Genomic DNA, 20809 nt, shown 5'->3' with positions numbered 1-20809 from the left:
GGATCGCCGGTGTGGCAGGTGGTGCTGATAGGGGCGCTTGGGCCGACGCGGCTATTCGGCCTGATCGCCGTTGCGGCAATAGGCTCAATGCAGTCTGCATGCCCGACCTGAAACCGGGTGATTTGCCATGCTCGAACGGCTACGTCGGGCAGGCTGACCGCGGAAGTTATGTGACAACAGGCCAGGGGAGTCCCAGTACTGCTCATCCATGACACCTCAAACTCACACGCGGCGTTGGCGATGTTTGCAGGTGCAGCATCCGAAATGTAAGCGGAGGCGTCTGGAGGAGGCGCTGTTCGCAAATGATGCAAACAGGCCGCGATCTGCCCCGATACACACTGGAACGATCAGTGTTTGACAGCTTACACTTGGCTGAATAGAATCCATCTCGTACTCACACGGGGAGTAGCCGGGGCGCCCAACGCTCCCGCAGTGTCGTCAATACGGTAAGCGGTTGGAGCATCGGCTCCGGCACGCCATACCCGGCACTACGGACCGCATGTCATCACACATGCGGCTGGCGAGACCGAACGGGGTTTTTATCCACCTGTCCGCTAAAGGTTTCGCCATGATTTCAGTCGGTACGCCACTGTTGTGGTCTCTGTTTGCGTGTTTCGTCGTTGTCGCTCTGCTGATCGACTTCTTTGCCCTCAATCGTCAGGGCGCTCAAAAAGTGTCAATGCGTGCTGCCGCCATCTGGTCTGCGATCTGGGTGGCCGTCAGCTTTGTCTTCGTCGGCTTCCTGTGGTGGATGCTCGGCGGGATGGGCGACGATGTGGCCGCTCGTTCGATGGCGAATTCGAAAGCGCTGGAGTTCGTGACCGGTTATCTGGTCGAGAAGGCTCTGGCTGTCGATAACATCTTCGTCTTCCTGCTGCTCTTCACCTACTTCGGCGTACCGCCGCAGTTCCAGAAGCGCGTGCTGATGATCGGTATTCTCGCGGCGCTGGTGCTGCGCGGCATCCTGATCCTCGTGGGCTCGTGGATGATTCAGGAGTTCCACTGGATCATGTACGTGTTCGGTGCCTTCCTGGTATTCACCGGCATCAAGATGTGGATGGCTTCGGGCGAAGAACCCGATCTCGACAAGAATCCCGCGTTGAACTGGGTCAAGCGTCGCGTGCGTATCGCCCCGGATTACGACGGTGAGCGTTTCTTCACCAAGATCGATGGCGTCAAGGTTGCCACGCCGATGCTGTTGGTGGTGCTCTTGATCGGTATCGTCGACGTCGTGTTTGCGGTCGATTCCATCCCCGCCATCTTCGCCATCACGACCGATCCGTTCATCGTGCTGACCTCGAATGTGTTCGCTATCCTGGGTTTGCGTGCACTGTATTTCCTGCTGGCCGGCATGCAAGAGCGCTTTCACCTGCTCCCCTACGGCCTGGCGATCGTGCTGGTCTTCATCGGTACGAAGATGCTGTTGATCGACATCTACAAGATTCCGGTCGCATGGTCCTTGGGCGCCACGGTCACCATCCTGGCCTTGACGATGATTCTCTCGCTGTACATCAAGCCCAAGGGTGAGGTTACCGCCAGCGCCTACCCGTTCGACGGCAAGTCCAAGAAGCACGACTAACGGCAGGTAAAGGCATCCGGGCAACACGCCCGGATGCCGCCGAAGCGATCGATATGCACACACGCCAAGCGGCGACACGGGCAAAAGCCCCGGTCGCCGCTTTTTCACTTCAGCGCGTCACGCCGCGCGCGATCAACCACTCGTTGACCAAACCTGCGATCTGGTCGGAATTTTTATCCATCATCAGCATGTGGCTATTGCCCTTGATGCCCATTTGGGGAAGCATGAGCAGGTCGGCCTGCCCACCTAGCGCAGTGAGCTTCGCACGAACCTTTTCCTGGCGTGCCACGATCGCATTCCAGAACGGCGACGCCTCGGTGTAATCGCCCCACACCCACAACATCGGCACGCCCTTCAACACCGAAAAGTCGGTCTTTTCCGGATCCGGCGAGCCGCTGGGTTCGACCATCACCATCGCCTTGATCTTTTCGGGATGCTTCATCGCTGCCTTGTAGGCGAAGTTCCCGCCTTGGCTATGAACCACGATGACGCAAGGGCAGGCCTGCTCGACATACTGGTCATAGGCCGCCTGCGTCAGCTCGTCATTGGTGGCCCAGCGCGGCACGCTTTGTTTGACGAACTCGCCGAACGATTCGATCGGGAACTGTGTGCCCTCTTGCGCCACGCGCTTGTCAGGATCCGGATCATAGGTTTTCCCGATACGAAAGAGTTCCCATGCCTCTTTCTCGTTACGGAAAAACGGTGCGTCCTGATAGATCTCAGGGTAGCGTGCCCAGGAGGATCGTCCGCGCTCTACGGCATCGCTCGTGTACACATCCCAGCCTTGCTTCAAGAAGAACATTTCCCAGCCGGGCTTGCGATCGGGCTTCGATTCCCAATTTGCACCGGTCAGTCCGCCGCCGTGCCACATCAGCATCGGGTAATCCGCGCGCGGCTTTTCGAGGCGAATGTAATGCACATACATTTGCCCGGCAACGAATTCGCCATTCTGATTCACTTTCACCGGCGGGGAGCCGGGGCTGTAAGTCATTTCGCGATCGGGCAAGCCGGTCAGCGAAATACGCTTGCCCCCTACGTAGTAGCTGCCGATCTCCTTCACTTGCAGCGACGTGTAACTGGCCGATGCGGGCAGCGATGCCGATGCCGCCACGACGACTGTCGCCACCAGCAAGGCGGTCGATTTGATTGTTATTTTCATGTGAGTCTCCTGTCAGGGAACGATAACGATGGCTCCTGCGTTTTTTCGACTTTCCGCCAATCGATGCGCGTCGGCCACGTGGTCCAAACCGACTCGCGATGCGATCGATACGTCGATCACTCCATCCTGCATCGCCTTGAATACTTCGGCCGCGTTTGCACGGAAGGTGGCCGTATCGGCGTTGTGCGGAAACACGGAGGGGCGGGTGAGAAACAGGCAGCCCTTCTTATTGAGCAGCTCCGGATCAAAATCAGGCACCGGCCCCGATGCCGCACCGAACAGCACCACCATGCCAAACTTCGCCGCACAATCCAGCGAACCGAGAAAGGTGTGCTTGCCCACCGAGTCGTACACCACGTTGGCCTTGCGCCCACCGCTCGCCTCGATTACCCGGTCAACCCATCCTTCTTCGCTGTAGTTCACGGCGTGGTGGCATCCCGCTTCCTTGGCGATTCGGCACTTTTCGGGCGAGCCGGCGGTGCCGATCACGGTCGCGCCAAGTGCCTTGGCCCATCCGCTCAGTACTTGCCCCACGCCTCCCGCCGCCGCGTGAACCAACACGACGTCGCCCTGTTTGACCGGGAACGTTTTCCGCACGAGATACTGTGCCGTCATCGCCTTGAAAAATATCGCGACGGCATCCTCGTCGTCGATATCGTCCGGGATGCGCACGAGTTTCGCCGCCTGCACATTGCGGCGATCCGCGTAAGCACCAATGCCCGCGTTGATATAGATCACCCGGTCGCCTACGCCAAGATCGGTTACCCCGGCGCCAATGGCTTGCACCACGCCCGCCGCCTCATGCCCAAGCCCGCTGGGTAGCGGCAGGGCATACTTCCCGGCCCGCTGGTAGATGTCGATGAAGTTAAAGCCAATGGCGGTTTGCTTGAGCTGTACCTCGTCAGGTGCCGGCGCGGCAAGCTGCACTGCCCGCAGCGTCATCACATCGGCCTCGCCAAAGCGGTCGAGCACGATGGCGCGGCCTTGCGTGGTGTGTGGATCGGTCATCTCATCTCCTGAAGCCGTTTCTGGGCGGCACGTGCGCACACCATGCGCGACGACGCTACCGTCATTCGCGCACCAGGCTCACACCGCGGGCGAACAGCGCGCGCTGCCGCTGCAGATATTCACCATACTCCTTGGGTCCGAGCACGCTCACCTCCGCACCGATCCCCGCCAGTGTCTTTTCCACCTCGGTGCCCTGTTCAGCCACCACTTTGCGCGCGGCCTGATACAGCGTATCGATCACTTGGGGCGGCGTATCCTTGGGCGCCATCAACCCATAGATCGTGGGGCTGCCCACGTCGTACCCCAGTTCGCGCACGGTGGGCACATCCGGGAAAGCGCGCATGCGCTTGTCGCTGAAGACCGCAAGCGGCCGCAGCCCGCCCGCAAGAATATGCGCCTGGGCCGGGCCCACTGCCGAGACGGCAATATCGGTGTGCCCACCCAATAGCGCCGTTACCGCCGGCGTACTGCCCTGGAAAGGGATGTGACGCAGCTTGATTTTTGCTTCTGAAGCGAAGATCTCCCCGAGCAGATGGCTGATCCCCATCGCGCCCGATGTGCCGTAGGAAATCGCATCGGGCCGAGCCTTGGCATCCGCCACCACGTCACTCAGCGTTTGATACTTGGATTTGGCTTGCGCCACGATCATCATCCCGCCAAGTGAAATTGCCGCCACCGGCGCGAACGAGTCGGTCGTGTATTTGACATCCTTGTTGGCAAGCGGCACCACCACGAGTGCGCCGGGCGAACTGCCCACGACCGTGTAGCCGTCCGGCGCGGCGCCCGCAGTGAAGGCTGCGCCGATGCCGCCGCCCGCGCCAGGCTTGTAGCTCATCACGATCGGCTGCCCAAGATACTGCCCCATCTTTTCGGTAATGGGCCGCAGCATTTGATCGGTGTCGCCGGGTGCAAAGGGGATCACCAGTTGCAGGGGCCGCGTGGGAAAGGTTTGCTGCGCGTGACTCGGCGCGGCGAGAACGACGCCCAGCACGCACGACGCGATAACGCCTTTGAGGGGGATGTGCATTGTTGTCTCCAATTATCGTTATGGCGCCCGGCTATATGAAAAATGTCTGGCGCTCCTTTACTCGTGATCGACTTGAATGGCCTCCAGAAAGCGCGACACCATGTTGTAGGCACCGATGGTGGCCGTGATCTCGACGATCTCGCGATCGTTGTAAACCTCGCGCAACGACGCGAAGGTGTCTTGCTTCACACGGATATCGCGTGTCATCTCATTGCAGTACGACAGCGCCGCACGCGACTTCTCGTCCAATGCATCGAGATCATTCGCCTTCAACGCCTCGATTTGCTGCGCGGTGCACCCTTCCTTCAATGCGATCGGCAGGTGCTGTTCAAACTCGTAGTCCGCCTCATTCAGCACTGCCACGCGCAGGATCAGCATCTCGCGCAACTGCGGCGGCAGGCTGCTTTTCTGGCGAACGGCCGTGAGGTAGTTGAGCCAGCCCTCCGCAATCGGCGGGCTGTTGAGCAGCATTTTGTACAGATTGGGCAGGCTGGCGCGCTCGCGCTGTATGCGCGCGACCAGCGGCTGCGTTTCCGGCTTCGTGATATCTGCGTAATCAATTCTTGCCATCGTGATGCTCTTTCGATCAATCGCACCGTGCACTCATGCCGCCATCGACGATGAGTTCAGTGCCGGTTATGAATCTGGCCTCGTCGGATGCGAGGAAGAGAACGGCATTTGCCGTATCGCGGCCATCGCCCGACACGGGCAGCGGGATGCGCTTGCGGCGCTTCTCGAGCAGTGCCTCCACATTGCTGCCCTGCTGTTTAGCGAGAAACGCGTCGACCAACGGCGTGTGCAACTGGCCCGGGAGTACGGTGTTGATGCGCACCCCGTGCTTGGCGTACTCCACGCCAACAACGCGGCCGTACTGCATCACGCCCGCCTTCGAGGCGGCGTAGCCGACTGCCGGCGCACCAGTCCATCGAATCGCAGAGGTGGACGACACGTTCACCACCGCCCCACTGCCCTGCCGCGCCATGATCGGCAAAATGTGCCGGCACGTCGTAAACACGCTGGTGAGATTCAACGACAGCTGACGTTGCCACGCCTCTTCTGAGAGATCGGCGGCACCGCCCGCAGCCGGGCCGCCCACGTTGTTGACCAAGATGTCGATTCGGCCATAGCGCGCCAGCGTGGCCTGAACAAGCGCGGCGATCTGCGCAGCATCCTCCACGTCGCAAAGCTGCGTCTCGATGCGCACCGCGCTGTCCCCTGCACGCGCAAGGGTTTCGGGCAGCGACGCCGCATCGCGATCGACGGCGATCACCTGCGCGCCCTCCTGCGCCAGACGCACGGCAATCGCACGGCCGTTGCCCCAACCCGGGCCGGCGCAGCCTGCGCCAAACACCACCGCCACCTTGCCGGCAACCCGTCCTGCCGATCGACGTTCCACCGCGGGATCTGGTTCACGTCCAGACGATCTCTTCGTGTCAGCCGTCGTATCTGTTTCGCTCATGGGTGCGACCTGACTCATGGTGTGCACATCGTGATGCCGCCATCGACCACCAACTGCTGGCCGGTAACGTAGCGGCTTTCATCGCAGGCCAGAAACGCCACGGCATGCGCGACATCCCAGCTTTCCCCCATGCGGCCGGTGGGCACCTGCTGGTGGCGATGCGCCACGAACCCTTCGAAGTCGCCCTTGGCGTACTTTTCGGCGAGGCGATGTACCAGCGGAGTAAAGATCAATCCCGGTACCACCGAATTCAAACGCACGCCGTCTTTTGCGTAGATGACGGCAGTGGTGGCGGTCATCTGCATCAGCGCCGCCTTGGCGGCGGCATAGCCCACCTGGGGTTTGCCCGCATACCTCAACCCGGCGATCGATGAGATGTTGATGATCGAACCGCCACCGGCTTCCACCATCAACGGAATGACGTGCTTGCAGCACAGAAAGGCAGACGTCAGATTGACATCGATCTGATCGTTCCAGGCCTCTTCCGACATCGTGACCGGATCGCCCGGCTCGGAACGACCCACGTTATTGACGAGGATATCGATGCGACCGTACTTGGCCATGCAGGAGGCAATGAGGTCGGCAACCTGCTTCGCATCGCGAACATCGCATTGCAGCACTTCGATTGTTCCCCCTTCGGACCTGATCGCGGCCGCTGATTGCTGCGCTGCATCGATATTCAGATCGCAGCCGAAAATCGATGCGCCGAGTCTTGCCAACACGGCGGCCGTGGCTTTGCCATTGCCCCAACCCTCTCCCAACGTACCGCACCCTGTGACCAGGGCAACCTTTCCATCCAGGCGAAACATGTGCGCTCCAAGTCTTTTTATCTGGAGCAAAGGTTAAGGTGGCGATACCCGCACGTTAAGTTCCGATTCGAACGCTATTCATAGATAACAAGAATGAATCTGACACCCCGCCAACTGAAGATATTCGTGGTGCTCGCCGAAACGCTGAGCTTCCAGAAAACGGCCGACAAGCTGCACATGACGCAGCCGACCTTGAGCAAGCTGCTGAAGGAAATCGAGACGACCATCGGGATGAAACTCTTCGAGCGCAGCACGCGCATGGTGCGTCTCTCTCAAGAGGGCCAGGACATCCTGGAGGTGGCGCGTCAAATCACGCTGCGTTACGACCAAGGCATGCTGGAACTCAACGAGCGCATGCGCGATCGGCACAACCGTGTGGCGGTCGCTGCCCTGCCCACCTTGGCCGCATCGCTGCTGCCTCAACTGATCAAGAATCTGAAGATCGCCGATCCACAGGCGCACATCGATGTGTATGACCCGATAGCAAACGAGGCGCTGCAATTGCTGCGAGAACGCCGTGTGGATATTGCGGTCACCGCAATGGGTAATGACGGCTCGCCCGATCTGCACTATCAAGAGCTCTTCACTGAGCCTTTCGTGCTGTTTCACAGCCATCGCACCAGGATCGATGTCACACGCTGGATACCCGCCGAGCTTGCACGATTGCCGTTGATCAGCATGGCGCCTGGCACGAGTGTGCGCGTGCTCACCGAGCGCGCGTTCCAGAGCGCGTCACAACCTTTCGATCCCGTGTATTCGTTGCGCGATCTGAATACCATCGCCCGCTTCGTGCAAAACGATTGCGGGATTGCGCTGCTCCCCGAATCGTCGCTCGATCAAACCGTCCATCACGGTGTGGCCAAAACTTATCTGCAGGGTGCGTTGACGCGATCGGTGGGGATGTTCATTCGCCGGGAATATCGTGCGTCCAAATTGGCGCAACAGACGCTGGATGAACTGCGGCGATTGGGGCGGGACAGGCAGTCGTGAGGGTGTATCGGCGCGCTACTTGCTATCGCCCGAGGTCGCTGAATTTGCGGCACATTCAGACTTTGGGAGTCACAGCTATGAAAACCATATCCAAACATCTCGTGTGCTTAACGACTGCAGGCTTTTTGCTGACCGGGTGCGCGACCCAGCAGCAAAACAATACGGCTGTAGGTACCGGCGCAGGTGCTGCACTGGGTGCAGGGATCGGTGCCATATTCGGCCAGGGTAAAGGCGCCGCGATCGGCGCGGGCATTGGTGCCGTCGCCGGCGGCGTGGTGGGCTACAACTGGAAGGTGGTGAAAGACGACGTGCAGCAATCCGGCGCATCGTCGTTGGGCATCGACGTGGTGGAAATGCCCGACGGCAGCCTCAAGGTCAATATCCCGAGCAATGTGTCGTTCGATACCGATCGTGCGGACTTGAAGCCTGCCTTGTTGCCCGTGCTCGATAGCGTGGGACGCGCACTGGTGCAGCATCCCGAGCTGCGCGCCAAGGCCGTCGGACATACCGACAGCACCGGCGCCGCCGCGCACAATCAAACGCTTTCCGAGAATCGCGCGCGTAGCGTGACCAGCTATCTTGCCAAGCAAGGCGTGGGTGCAACCCGACTCACCACCGAGGGTCGCGGTGCCACCGATCCGATCGCCGATAACAGCACTGCCGAAGGACGTGCGACGAATCGTCGCGTTGAGATTTATTTGTACGCGACGCAGATGTAAACCAGTCGTCGTATCGAAGCGGATGGACGCCCATGCGGCTGCCATCCGCTTTTTTTTATCCTGATGCGCTTCAGATGCCATCGCAGGCCGCGAACCATGCACAGGGTCATGTCAACGCTCGAGCACCCGTTCACCCCTAACGGGAAAACCCCCATATCCCACACAACGCATTTCGATAGAATTCGTATTCAGTCCTGGCGCATCTCAATCTTCAGCGCAAAAAAACAGCCCGCTTGCCATTTACAAGGCTTATCTGCACGATTTTTAACCAAATCGCAAAGGCCAGACAAGAAAACATGTCCAATACTGAATACGTATTCAACGAATCTAACATGGTCACCCTGCTCAAGCAGCCGCTTGGGGCTGAGTTGCCCTTGGTGGATCGCGCTCAGGGCGTCTACATCTACGACCGTCATGGCCGTGACTATCTGGATGGCTCCGGTGGGGCAATGACGGTCTCAATCGGGCATGGCGTTCGAGAGGTGCTGGACGCCATGCACGAACAAGCCGAGCGGGTGTGTTTCACCTATCGCTCGCACTTCACGAATGAACCCGCTGAAAGATTGGCCGCGGCGCTCGTCGAGCTGGCGCCCGAGGGTGTCAGCCACGCCTTCTTCGTCAATAGTGGATCGGAGGCGACGGAACTTGCCATGCGCACGGCACAGCAGTATTGGCGCGATCAGGGTCAGCCGGGCAAGACCCACGTATTGGGCCGGGCCATCAGTTATCACGGCATGACCATGGGGGCACTGTCGATGTCAGGCCATGCCGCTCGCCGTTCGGATTACGGTAATCTGCTGCACACGTTTGCCGTGGCCCCCCCGCCGTACCCTTACCGCTTTCCGCTCTCCGGTACAGATGCAGAGGATCATGGGGCGAAGGTCTGGGACCGCATCATCAGCGAATACGGCGCGGACAAAGTCGCTGCTGTCATCGTCGAACCTATCGTGGGTGCGGCGGGTGGCGCGCTTACGCCGCCCGTGGGCTACATGCGCGCGCTTCGAGCGATTTGCGACCGTCACAACGTGCTGCTGATTTCAGACGAAGTGATCACCGGCATGGGCCGCACAGGCGCCTGGTTCGGATGCGACCACGATGGCATCGCACCGGACATGATCGCGACCGGCAAGGGGATGACCTCCGGCTACACGCCCATGGGTGCAGTGCTATTCCATGAGCGCATCATCGATGCGTTCCGTGCCAACGGAAAGACGGTGCCTTTCGGACACACCTTCAGCGCCAATCCTTTAAGTGCCGCGACGTGCCTGGCTGTCGTGAACTACATGCGCGAGAAGAACGTCCTTGAAAACGTTGCCGCGCGCAGCAAGCAACTCGAGGCTGGCCTCAGAAAACTGGCTGAGAAATTTTCGTGGATGGTGGATGTGCGCGGACGCGGCTTGTTATGGGGCTTCGAGTTCGTGACCGATGCGATCGATAAGACACCGCCCGATGCTGGCTTGAATGCGAATGCCGTTTTCACAGCACATTGTTTTCGTGCCGGCCTGATCGTATACACCGCCGGCATTGCACCGCTCAACAACGCCACATTGCTCGCGCCGCCGCTGGTGATCACGGCAGCGGAAATGGATGTGCTGCTGCAACGGCTGGAAAGCGGTCTGGTCAGCTTCGGTGCAGAAATGGGATTTACGTCGTAGCCAACAGGCGGGTCTCGCATGCGGAGCCCGCATCATCAATCGTAGGCAATGCGCCCAGCGAATACGCGGCGCCAAGGGGAACCACCATGACTTCAAGTAAAAAAATCGATCGACGCACTATTCTCAAAGCTGGCGTGGCGGCGCTGGGCTCATCGCTGTCGGGCGTGTCGTGGGCGCAAGGCGCCGGCGATACGCTGACGATGGGCGTGATCTCGCAGCAAACCGGAACGTTTGCCTATGCCGGCGACTTGGTACTCAAGGGTGCGCGTCTGGCCATCGACGAACGCAACGGCAGCGTACTCGGCAAGAAAATCAACTTGATCGTGCGCGATGACGAAGGCAAGCCAGCCGTGGGGGTTCGACGACTCACCGAATCGATCGCGTCGGACAAGCTGAGTTACTTCATGGGGAACTTCTCAAGCGGCGTCGGCCTGGCCGAGTTGGAGGTTGCACGCCAGGAAAAGGTGTTGCAATTCGCCGCGGGCGGGTCGGAAGACTTCACGGGGTCACGCTGCAGCCCGTATACGTTTCAGTGGTCCGCGCATGCTTACACGGCATTGCGCGCAACCTTGGAGTACGTGAGCAAAACCCTTCCCGACAAAAAGAAGATTTACACCATCACCGCCGATTACGCGTTTGGTCAATCGCTGCTGCACTACACGCAAGTTGCCGCGAAGGAGCTTGGCCTGGAACTGGTCGGCAACGACAACCATCCCTCCGGCGAACGCCAGTTCACGCAGTACTTCACCAAGGCACTGTCCACTCGCCCCGACATCATTTGCTTGCTGACGGCAGGTGCCGATGCCGTATCGGCCGTTCGTCAATTTCAAAGTTTCGGGGTCAAGACCGTTCAGATCGTCGGCCCCTGGACCCTGGAAGTCGAACAGCTACGCGAGCTTTCGCCCGCCATGCGCACAGGAATGATCCTTGGCCTCAACTACTACCAGGATATCGACACTCCGGTAAACAAAGCCTTTGTGGACAGCTACATGAAGGCGTACAAGAACGTGCCGTCGTATGCCGCAGCGTACGGCTACGACTCGATGCGAACCCTGTTCCTGGCAATGGATAAAGCAAAGAGCACGGACGTGGAAGCTGTGATCAAAACGCTGGAAGGCATGCAGTTCGACAGCATCTTTGGTCCTACGCAGATCGACGCGCGCACGCACCAGACGCAACGGCCCTACTACGTCGTCGAGTGCAAGGCACCGGACGCCATGAAAAACGAATTCGACCTGGCAAAAATCGTCGCCCAAGGCGATACGCCGCAGCCTCCTGAGCTGAATCAGTGCAAACGCACCGTGTGATGCCACAACGTATTCGGACGCGGGCGCGCCGCATACCCGCAGTCCCCTTGCCGAAAGGTCGACCATGATTTCTTTGTTAGCCGCACAACTCTTGAACGGGTTGGCGATCGGGATGATCTACGCGCTCACCGCGTTCGGGCTTTCCATCATCAAGGGATTGCTCAATGTGCCCAACTTCGCGCACGGTGCGTTCTACGCGCTGGGCGCCTATGTCTGCTACGCCGCGATGCATGCGGGCATGCCGTTCGCCCTTGCTCTGGCGTTGTCGTTCATCGCACCGGCCGTCGTGGGCACCATCGTGGAAAAACTAGGTGTCGCACGGCTCATGAATGGCCCTTACCTTTATCAGCTGCTCTTTCTTTTCGGCACCGCGTTGATACTCGAACAGTTGATCATCATCGTTTGGGGTACGGTGGGGCTGAGCGTGACGCCGCCGGAGTGGCTGCAGGGCGCGTTCGACCTGGGTTTCACCTATCTGCCAAAGTACCTCGCGTTCAACGGCTTGATGGCGGCACTCACGATTGCTGCCGTCTGGCTGCTCATCGAACGCACCCGTCTGGGGTCGCAGATTCGCGCTGGGATCGATAAACGTGAGATGGCGCAGTGCCTGGGGATTGACGTCTCCAGGCTGATCACCGCCGGATTTGCTTTGGGCACGGGTTTGGCCGGACTATCCGGCGGCCTTGTGGTGCCGCTGCTTGGCGCCAATAGCACGATGGGCGCAGAGATGTTGTCGATTGCGTTCGTCGTGCTGGTCATCGGCGGACTGGGATCGCTATACGGCGCGCTCGCCGCGGGCATTCTCGTTGGCGTGATTCAGAGCGTGTCATCGGTATTTGCACCCTCGGCCAGCACCGTACTCATCTATGTGGCGATGGTTGCCACGCTGATGATCCGTCCCCAGGGACTTTTCGGGGAACGCTAATGCAACGCAAACCATCCACTTACCTGATGTCCGCCGTGGCGGCCGTGCTTGCGCTCATCGCTCCATTTTGCATGCCCATCAACATCGCGACCGAGATCGTGATCTTCAGCATCTTTGCACTGGCAACGTATCTCCTTATCAGCGTTGCAGGTCTCTACTCGTTTGGCCAGGCCGCGTTCTTCGGCGTCGGTGGCTATATCGCGGGTTATCTCTACATCAACACCGACGTGCCGCTTTTCGTGGGCCTGCTCCTCGCGGCACTCGGCAGCGCCGTGGCCGCGTTGGTTGTGGGCATGATGAGCATCAAGCGAATCGGCATCTATTTCATGATGCTCACGTTTGCCTTCAATCAGATGATCTTTTATCTGGCCTATAGCTGGCACAGTGTCACGGGCGGTGAAGATGGTCTGGGCGGCATCCGGCGACCGGACATCACGGTGCCCGGTGTGGGCAAGATCGACCTGTCGAATCACGTGAATTTCTACGTGCTTTGCGCGGTGCTGTTCGTCGTCGTCTTCGCGGGGCTCTACCAGATGATGCGCAGTCCGCTGGGGCTGGTGCTCAGCGCGGCCAAACAAAACATGCGCCGTACCGACTCGCTGGGTTTTTCGGTGTATCGCGCACAGCTGCTGGCCTTCGTGGTCGCTGGCGCGGCGTCGGGTGTCGCAGGTGCCCTCTTCGCGATGCTCTATCGCATCATGCCTATCGATGCGATCTCCTGGCACAGTTCGGGCACGGCCGTCTTCATGGTGATCATCGGCGGCATGTCGTCGATATTCGGCCCCGTCATCGGCGCCGCGATCTTCATCTGGCTACAAGGTTTCTTCAGCTTGATGTGGGCCCGCTGGCCGCTGCTCTTCGGGGTATTCATCATCCTCGTCGTGCTGTTCCTGAAAGGCGGTGCCATCGAACTATTCGACCGCGTACGGCGTCTCGTCACGGGCGCTCGCGGCGAGCGGAGCGCTCCATGACCGCAAATACCTACGCATTCGAAGCGCGAAACGTCACCAAGAAGTTCGGTGCCAACGTGGTAATCGAAGATCTCTCGATCGGGTTCGAGCCCGGCATGCTGCACAGCATCCTGGGGCCGAACGGCGCGGGCAAGACCACCCTATTCAACCTGCTCACGCGCGACCTGCCCGTCACCTCCGGCGAGATCCTGCTCAAAGGCGACACCGTCACAAAACTGAAACCGCACCAGATCGCCCGGCGTGGCGTGGGCCGATCCTATCAAATCTCGAGCGTCTATCTGGATCTGACTTTCCAGGAAAATGTCTGGTTGGCTGCCTATCGCGCCGCCCATGGCGGGCGCATCGGCTGGTGGCGCCGTGTCGAGCATTACGACGCGCTGCGCGCACAAGCCAGCCAACTCCTTTCGAAGCTCGGACTCGAACAATACGAGCACACCTTGGCGCGTTCGGTGTCGTATGGCGATCAGCGCCTGCTCGAAATCGCCGTCACGCTTGCCACCCGACCCGAGATCCTGCTGCTGGACGAACCGACGGCCGGTTTGTCGCAGCGGGAGACCGAGCGCGTCAAGACGTTCATTGCATCGATCAAAACGGAGTACACCATCGTCATGATCGAACACAAGATGAACGTCGTCATGGAGATCTCGGATCGCATCCATGTCATGAACCGAGGCGCGCTGATCGCTGCCGGCACGGCCGCCGAGATATCGCAGAACCAGGCAGTGCACGCTGCCTACTTTGGACTTTGACCATGCTGCTACAGGTGAACTCGATCAACACCTTCTACGGTCCCAGCCAGGCGATCCACGATGTGTCTTTCGACATCGGCGCGCGTGAAGTCGTCGCACTGCTGGGCCGTAACGGCGCCGGCAAGACGACGACGCTGCGCTCCATCATGGGGTTGAACAACGTGGCGCAGGGCTCGATCACATTGGATGGCAACGACATCTCCCATAGCCCGCCGCAGGCGATCTCACGACTGGGCGTGACCCTGGTGCCCGAAACCCGCGACCCGTTCGTTCTGCTGACCGTGCGGGAGAATATTCTTCTTGGCTATCGCGAAGGCTCACCCTACACGCTCGATCGACTGATGGATCTTTTTCCGCTGCTGAAAGAATTATTGAAGAAAAAAGGCGGTGAACTTTCCGGTGGACAACAGCAAATGATGGTGATGGCGCGCGGGTTGGCCATGGGACCTCGCCTGCTTTTGCTGGATGAACCCTCGCAAGGGCTGGCACCCATCATGGTGAAGACGGTAGCGAGCGTGCTGAACGCGCTCAAGCAAGACGATTTGACGATATTGCTGGTGGAACAGAATCTGAGTATGGCGCTGGACATCGCCGATCGGGTGGTCGTGCTTGAGAACGGCGCCGTGGCCGACACCTTCACCAGTGCCGAAGGCCGCGCCAACCCAGGCCGTCTGGAGCAATACCTCGCGGTGCACTGAGCGCCGGCCGTTCTGCCCCTTCCAGGCGGATACGACTGCCCTCCCATCATCTCCATCGAACAACCCTGGAAGCGCATGAACACACCCCTTACCCACCCTCCCATTCTGGGCTACGTCACCCCGTTGAGTGCGCAGCCGGGTCAGTCCCTGTCGTTTCGGATCACCTCGGCGGGCAATCAGCCCTTCAGTGCGCGCGTGGTCCGCATACATTGCGCCGACCCGAATCCCGCCGGTCCGGGGATGAGACTGGACGCCGTGCCTTTTGCGCTTGACGCCGAGTACGCCGGCCGCGAACAGGACGTGCATCCGGGTTCCTGCGCGATTGCAAGGCTTCCCGGATTGAAGGATCGAGAGCACATCGACGTGCGCTTGCGTATCAAACCCACCCTCGTCGCCCATCCCATGCAAACCGTCTGCAGTCTTCAAGATGCGTCTGGGCAAGATGGCATCGCGCTGGCTATCGAGGATGGCGAGTTCGTCGTGCAAAGGTTCACCGCCGCTACCCAGCGCATCACGACACTGCGCACCGGGCTGCACGCCCAGCAGGATCGTTGGCAGTCGATGCGTTTGCGCCTGGATATCGGCGCGGGCAATATTGCACTCGACATTGCCCCGGTGGCAGTGGGTGCGCCAGGCGCGGCACCCGCCGATTCCGCGCGCTCGGCTCGCCTCGACCTGACCGAGCAGGCCGATCGACTGGCCCCGGTCCTTCTGTGTCTTGGTGCGCGCTGGCTTGGTCATCCCGTTGCCGGCTACCACGGTCTGATGGAAGCCCCCGAGGTTTACGCGGCGCTTGGCGCTGACGTCGCCGCCCATTCTGAACTCCTCGCGCAATGGTGCTTGGCCGATGACATGCAGGAACAATCGATACGCGGCACCCGTCACGACATGCCCGCGTTGACCTTGATCAACATGCCTGTGCGTGCCGTGCGATCGGCGGATTGGACCGGCCTGAATCTGGACTGGAAGACTGCCCCCGCGCAGTACGCCGCCATCTATTTCCATGCCGATGCGTTGTCCGACTGCGGTTGGGACGAGAGCCTGAGCCTGACCATTCCCACCGGCATGGCGTCCGGCGTGTACGGGCTGGAGGTAACGCATCCTGAAGGCCAGGACACCATCCCGTTTTATGTCACCCCCGCCACCGGTGGCCCGCGCGCCCGTATTCTGTTCCTCGCCCCCACATTGACCTACCAGGCCTACGCCAATCACGCCCGAAACAACTACGCCGGCGCATTGGCCGAGCGCATCACGCAGTGGGGGGCTTATCCTCACAACCCCGATGTCGTGACGCAATATGGGGCATCCACGTACAACCGGCACAAGGATATGGCAGGCATCAGCCTGTCGTCGCGACTGCGTCCGATGTTGACGATGCGACCGGGCTACCTGACGTTTCCCGACCCCAACGGCTCGGGCTTGCGCCATTTTCCAGCGGATTCGCATCTGACGCATTGGCTGCTGGAGAAAGGGTATGACTACGACGTGATCACCGACGAAGACCTGGACGACCAGGGGGTGGAAGCCTTGCAGCACTACGATGTGGTCTTGACCGGGTCGCATCCCGAGTATCACACCCGCCGCATGATCGAGGCGCTCATTGCGTATCGCGAGGCAGGTGGCTATTTGATGTATCTCGGCGCCAATGGGTTCTACTGGAAGATCGCGCGCCCCACATCGGCACCGCACATGCTTGAGATTCGCCGTGCCGAGGGCGGCATACGTGCGTGGGCAAGTGAGCCGGGGGAGTACTACCACCAGTTGGACGGTGGCTACGGCGGCATGTGGCGGCGAAATGGAATCGCGCCTCAGACCACAGCTGGCGTGGGATTCGCCGTGCAGGGCGGATTCGAGGGCGTGGGCTACCGACGCACTCCAGAGTCCTACGAACCCGAGGTGTCGTGGCTATTTGAAGGGGTAAGCGGCGAGACATTCGGCGACTTTGGCCTGTCCGGCGGCGGCGCCGCGGGCTTCGAGCTCGATCAGGTCGTGCCCGAATTAGGCTCGCCGAGTTATCTGAAAATCGTCGGTGTGTCGGATAATCACGGCCCAAGCTTTAAACTGGTGCCCGAAGAAATTCTGACGTGGACCATTGCCGCGTCGATACCGCGCAAGTACGAGGGCGTGCGCGCCCATATGGCCGTGGGGGTCGCCGAGCACGGTGGGGGACTGTTTGCCGTAGGATCGATCACTTTCCTGGGCAGCCTCGCGCACAACCGATGCGAGAACGACGTCTCCCGCATCGTCGAGAACTGCCTGCGGCACTTTCTGTCGCGGTCCTCGTCCGCCACACGCGCGGCGACTTGAACTTATTTTTGTAGACTGGCGTGACCAAGAAAACTCCTACGCAGAAAGATGTGGCAAAGCTTGCGGGCGTATCCCAGGCTGCCGTTTCGCGTTTCATTTCCGGGAAAGGCGCCATCTCGCAGGAAGTCCGCGAGAAGATCTTGAAAGTGGTCGATCTGGTCAATTACCAACCCGACCCCCTTGCCCGAGGCTTGAGCAGCGGTAAGTTCAACATCATCGCGATCGTGATGGCCAACATTACCAATCCCTGGTATCCGATCGTGCTTGAAACGATCACGCGCGAACTGCATCGGCATGGCCTGCAGACACTGCTGTTCAACGCCACACCGCCCCAGACCGTCGACGATCTCATGCCGCTCGTGCTGCAGTATCGCGTGCGCGGCGTCATCATCACGACCGCGTCACTCACGTCGTCCGGTGCCGATCTATGCGTGCGGCAAGGCGTACCGGTGGTCATGTTCAATCGCTATTCGCAGATCGGCAACGGCCACTCTGTATCGACCGACAACATCGGCGGGGGAAGGCTCGCCGCAGACGTCTTGTTGCGATCGGGCAGCAAGGAACCCGCCTTTTTGGGGGGCATGCCGTTGGTCTCGACCAATCGCGACCGGCGCACCGGTTTCATGGAGCGGCTGGCCGAGCTGGGCATGACATCGATACCGCAGCTTGAGAAAGAGTTCAGCTATAGCTGGGGCTATGAGGCCACCCAGATGTTGCTTGCAAGGCATCCCGGTATCGATGCGCTGTTTTGCGCAGACGACGAAATCGCCTCTGGGGCCATCGACGCCTTGCGCTACGCGGTAGGCAAACGCGTGCCGGAAGATGTGCGCGTTTTTGGATTCGACGATCACCCCGTCGCCTCCAACGCCGCGTATCACATGACGACCATTCGGCAGCCCGTCGAAGACATGATCAGCGCCGCGATTGAATTGCTATTGCAAGACAGCGACAAGAATGAACGGCGCGTCTTGCCCGGCCAACTCATCTACCGAGGCTCGACACCTGAGATGCCGGGCGCCGCCTGAGCATCGAATACGGTCAGAAGGGAATCCAACCCCAGACGTTCGATATTCACGTCTACCGCTGCGCGCACCACCGGCTTGGCACGATAGCCAACCGATAATCCTGCCAATGCCATCATCTTCAAATCGTTTGCGCCATCGCCCACCACGATGGCATCGCTCGTGGGGATGCCTAAATCAAGACAAAGGGCCTGGACACGACGCGCTTTCACATCCGCATTGATCAACGTGCCCAATAGTTCGCCGGTCAGTTTGCCCGCCACGACCTCAAGATGATTTGAGTAATCTTCGTCCACACCCAGTTCAGCCCGCACCCGCCCTGTGAAGTAGTCGAAACCGCCGGAGACGATGGCGGTTTTCAACCCCGCCATTTTCGCCGTCTTGACCAATGCAGCAGCACCCGGGGTAATCTGCAAACGTTGTGCATAGAGGTCATCGAAACGAGCGACGGAAAGTCCCGCCAACAGGCGCGTACGCATGCGCAAACTGGTGTCGTAATCAACATCACGATTTTGCATGGCCCGTTCGGTCAGCGCCGCAACCTCCTGCTTCTTACCCACCAGATCCGCCAACTCATCAATGCATTCGATATTGATGAGGGTCGAATCCATATCAAACACGAGCAGCTTGAACGCACTCAAGGGACGTGGGGTCTGAATAATCGCGCTGTCGACGTCGTGCTCGCGACACACGGCGTGAAGTGCATCACGCGCGAGCGGTGCGCGGGCCAGCATATACACCACGCAGGAAGATGAACGGCGCGTCGAATCGTTGGCACCAAGCGCATGCGACAAGTGCCTCGCGAGGTCGTCTGAAAACGGTCCAGCGCGTTGGGTCACGATCTGCATGACTGGGAACTCCAGGTCGTCCACATTAAGCGGCATCGTCGCTCTGCACTCGAAGGCGGATCGCGCGACGTCAAAGACTACCGCAACCGCAGCAATAACGAAGCGCAGCAGGAAGCGCCATGCTTGACGAAATACTGGCCTGCCCTACTGGATTCGAACCAGTGACCGCTCGCTTAGAAGGCGAGTGCTCTATCCAACTGAGCTAAGGGCAGATCTTGGAAAGCGCGGTAGTTTAACCGACGCAAGATTAAACGGGACGCATGCGTTCGCGCCAGCGGTCGCCGACCTGATATCCCCAATACGTGGCTTGCGCTGCAGCGCGGCCCAGAACGCCACCCGCCCAAGTCAGCCCAAACGGTGCAAACGCGGCAATGCGGTCCGTTTCACCCGTGATCGCCTCCGCCACCACCCGCCCGGCAATCGCGGTCGTATTCAAACCTTGCCCACCGAACGCCGTGCAATACCAAAGCCCAGGTGCCAACTGCCCCACTTGCGGCATGCGATGGCGCGCATAGCTCATCAACCCTGACCACGCCATGTCCACGGAGACGTCGCCCAACTGCGGAAACACCCCCTGCAATTCATGTTTGAGCCGATCGGCCAACTGCGGCGGTGGGCTACGGCGCACGCTGATGCCGCTGCCCCATACGATGCGATCCCCGTCGAGCACGCGGTAATAGTTGCCGGCCCGGCGGTCGTCGATGATGGCGGCTGTGGTGTCGATCGCATCGCCGATGCGTGCCCCCAGCGGCCCGGTGGCCAACATATACGTGGCAATGGGCAGCATCGCGCGGCGCAGCGCGGGCACGAGCGCATCCGTGTAGCCGCCCGTTGCCATCACCACATGACGGGCGCGGATCGTGGTCCTGTTTGCCGTCAAGCGGTGCCGGCCCTGCACTGGCGCGATTCGGGTCACCCTGCTCTTCTCGTACACGGCTACTCCGCGTGCCGCGGCATCTGCCGCGAGCGCACGGGTGTAGTTGAGGGGATGGATATGAAAGGCATCGGCGTCAAACAGGCCGGGGCCATAGGCAGGCGAGTTCACTTGCGCACGAACGTCGTCGCGATTGAGCAGGGTGAACCGCCGGCCGTAAGCTGCCATGCGGTCCCGATGGGCGGCCAGCCCTGCCGGATCGTCGTAGCGCAACACCTTCAAGATGCCGGGGGTAAGGCCGCCCGCCCCAGCGCCCAAGCGCCGACAGGCGTCCCGCACCATTTCCATGCCTTCGATCGACAGCCGGTACAGGGCGTCGAAATGCGCTTGGCCCACCTGTTTCAAGACAGCGTCGTCATCGGCGGCGAACCCGCTGGAGACCTGTCCGCCATTGCGGCCCGATGCGCCCCACCCCACGCGATTGGCGTCGAGCACCGCCACGGATTGGCCGCGCATCGCCAATTCGCGGGCAGCCGTCAGCCCGGCCAACCCGGCGCCCACCACGCATACGTCGACGTCGCAGTCGGCGGTCAAAGCTGGATAAGCCGTGGCGTCGCAGGCCGTGCGGCTGTAGTAGGTGTGGGGATAGTCGCTCATGACGGTATACGGGGCGATGCGGGCACGCCACACTATTACACACGGT

The 20809-nt window shown here is 60.3% G+C and carries 19 protein-coding genes and 1 tRNA gene; 11 read left to right on the top strand and 9 right to left on the bottom strand.

The genetic code is table 11. The features are described from left to right. The first annotated feature begins 511 nt into the window (after window positions 1–511). Complete coding sequence (locus tag EYW45_RS21440; RefSeq protein WP_328703690.1) at window positions 512–1579, top strand: TerC family protein; 1068 nt, start codon at window positions 512–514, stop codon at window positions 1577–1579. Between the two features lie 109 nt (window positions 1580–1688). Here EYW45_RS21440 and EYW45_RS21435 read toward each other — a convergent pair whose 3' ends face one another. The 6 genes from EYW45_RS21435 to EYW45_RS21410 form a co-directional block, all read right to left on the bottom strand. Continuing rightward, a complete protein-coding gene (locus EYW45_RS21435) occupies window positions 1689–2738 on the bottom strand; it encodes an alpha/beta fold hydrolase (protein WP_161137484.1) in 1050 nt (349 codons plus the stop codon). Window positions 2739–2750: 12 nt separating this feature from the next. Further along, complete coding sequence (locus EYW45_RS21430; protein ID WP_456238885.1) at window positions 2751–3713, bottom strand: quinone oxidoreductase family protein; 963 nt, start codon at window positions 3711–3713, stop codon at window positions 2751–2753. Window positions 3714–3807: 94 nt separating this feature from the next. Next, the gene (locus tag EYW45_RS21425) at window positions 3808–4773 is read right to left on the bottom strand and encodes a Bug family tripartite tricarboxylate transporter substrate binding protein (protein WP_161137482.1); all 966 of its coding nucleotides are present in this window, start codon (window positions 4771–4773) and stop codon (window positions 3808–3810) included. A 57-nt stretch (window positions 4774–4830) separates the two neighbouring features. Then, the gene (locus EYW45_RS21420; RefSeq protein ID WP_161137481.1) at window positions 4831–5343 is read right to left on the bottom strand and encodes a carboxymuconolactone decarboxylase family protein; all 513 of its coding nucleotides are present in this window, start codon (window positions 5341–5343) and stop codon (window positions 4831–4833) included. A 16-nt stretch (window positions 5344–5359) separates the two neighbouring features. Further along, window positions 5360–6169 (bottom strand): SDR family NAD(P)-dependent oxidoreductase, encoded by an 810-nt coding sequence (locus tag EYW45_RS21415; RefSeq protein WP_328703670.1) that lies wholly within the window; start codon window positions 6167–6169, stop codon window positions 5360–5362. Between the two features lie 77 nt (window positions 6170–6246). After that, the gene (locus EYW45_RS21410) at window positions 6247–7041 is read right to left on the bottom strand and encodes an SDR family NAD(P)-dependent oxidoreductase (RefSeq protein WP_161137479.1); all 795 of its coding nucleotides are present in this window, start codon (window positions 7039–7041) and stop codon (window positions 6247–6249) included. A gap of 93 nt (window positions 7042–7134) precedes the next feature. Between EYW45_RS21410 and EYW45_RS21405 the strand changes: the two genes are divergently transcribed. The 10 genes from EYW45_RS21405 to EYW45_RS21360 all read left to right on the top strand — a co-directional run bounded on the left by EYW45_RS21405 (window position 7135) and on the right by EYW45_RS21360 (window position 18387). After that, window positions 7135–8031 (top strand): LysR family transcriptional regulator, encoded by an 897-nt coding sequence (locus EYW45_RS21405; RefSeq protein WP_161137478.1) that lies wholly within the window; start codon window positions 7135–7137, stop codon window positions 8029–8031. A 77-nt stretch (window positions 8032–8108) separates the two neighbouring features. Then, on the top strand, window positions 8109–8750 hold the full coding sequence (locus tag EYW45_RS21400; RefSeq protein ID WP_161137477.1) for an OmpA family protein: 642 nt from the start codon (window positions 8109–8111) through the stop codon (window positions 8748–8750). A gap of 296 nt (window positions 8751–9046) precedes the next feature. Beyond that, window positions 9047–10405 (top strand): aminotransferase family protein, encoded by a 1359-nt coding sequence (locus EYW45_RS21395; protein WP_161137476.1) that lies wholly within the window; start codon window positions 9047–9049, stop codon window positions 10403–10405. Window positions 10406–10491: 86 nt separating this feature from the next. Then, window positions 10492–11712, top strand: coding sequence for an ABC transporter substrate-binding protein (locus tag EYW45_RS21390; protein ID WP_161137475.1), 1221 nt, complete (start codon window positions 10492–10494; stop codon window positions 11710–11712). 64 nt (window positions 11713–11776) lie between these two features. Continuing rightward, window positions 11777–12637 carry a branched-chain amino acid ABC transporter permease gene (locus EYW45_RS21385; RefSeq protein ID WP_161137474.1) on the top strand — a complete coding sequence of 287 codons (861 nt, stop codon included), beginning with the start codon at window positions 11777–11779 and terminating at the stop codon, window positions 12635–12637. Beyond that, window positions 12637–13608, top strand: coding sequence for a branched-chain amino acid ABC transporter permease (locus tag EYW45_RS21380; protein WP_161137473.1), 972 nt, complete (start codon window positions 12637–12639; stop codon window positions 13606–13608). The genes EYW45_RS21385 and EYW45_RS21380 overlap by 1 nt, the downstream gene beginning before the upstream one ends. Beyond that, entirely contained in the window at window positions 13605–14357 is a 753-nt protein-coding gene (locus tag EYW45_RS21375) for an ABC transporter ATP-binding protein (protein WP_161138015.1), read from the top strand. The genes EYW45_RS21380 and EYW45_RS21375 overlap by 4 nt, the downstream gene beginning before the upstream one ends. A gap of 2 nt (window positions 14358–14359) precedes the next feature. Then, entirely contained in the window at window positions 14360–15055 is a 696-nt protein-coding gene (locus EYW45_RS21370; protein WP_161137472.1) for an ABC transporter ATP-binding protein, read from the top strand. Window positions 15056–15130: 75 nt separating this feature from the next. After that, entirely contained in the window at window positions 15131–17362 is a 2232-nt protein-coding gene (locus EYW45_RS21365; RefSeq protein ID WP_161137471.1) for a N,N-dimethylformamidase beta subunit family domain-containing protein, read from the top strand. 20 nt (window positions 17363–17382) lie between these two features. Further along, complete coding sequence (locus EYW45_RS21360) at window positions 17383–18387, top strand: LacI family DNA-binding transcriptional regulator (RefSeq protein WP_161137470.1); 1005 nt, start codon at window positions 17383–17385, stop codon at window positions 18385–18387. Here the strand turns inward: EYW45_RS21360 and serB are convergent. The 3 genes from serB to EYW45_RS21345 form a co-directional block, all read right to left on the bottom strand. Next, window positions 18348–19232, bottom strand: coding sequence for a phosphoserine phosphatase SerB (gene serB / locus EYW45_RS21355; RefSeq protein WP_161137469.1), 885 nt, complete (start codon window positions 19230–19232; stop codon window positions 18348–18350). The two genes, EYW45_RS21360 and serB, sit on opposite strands and share 40 nt — an antisense overlap. A 135-nt stretch (window positions 19233–19367) precedes the next feature. Beyond that, window positions 19368–19444 (bottom strand) — tRNA-Arg (locus EYW45_RS21350). A 35-nt stretch (window positions 19445–19479) separates the two neighbouring features. Continuing rightward, complete coding sequence (locus EYW45_RS21345; protein WP_161137468.1) at window positions 19480–20763, bottom strand: NAD(P)/FAD-dependent oxidoreductase; 1284 nt, start codon at window positions 20761–20763, stop codon at window positions 19480–19482. Window positions 20764–20809 lie beyond the last annotated feature (46 nt).

It is taken from the genome of Schauerella aestuarii (assembly GCF_009866805.1).
Lineage (GTDB): Bacteria > Pseudomonadota > Gammaproteobacteria > Burkholderiales > Burkholderiaceae_B > Schauerella > Schauerella aestuarii.
The sequence above is the reverse complement of the archived record's forward strand: the minus strand, read 5'-3'. Positions and strand labels throughout refer to the sequence as shown.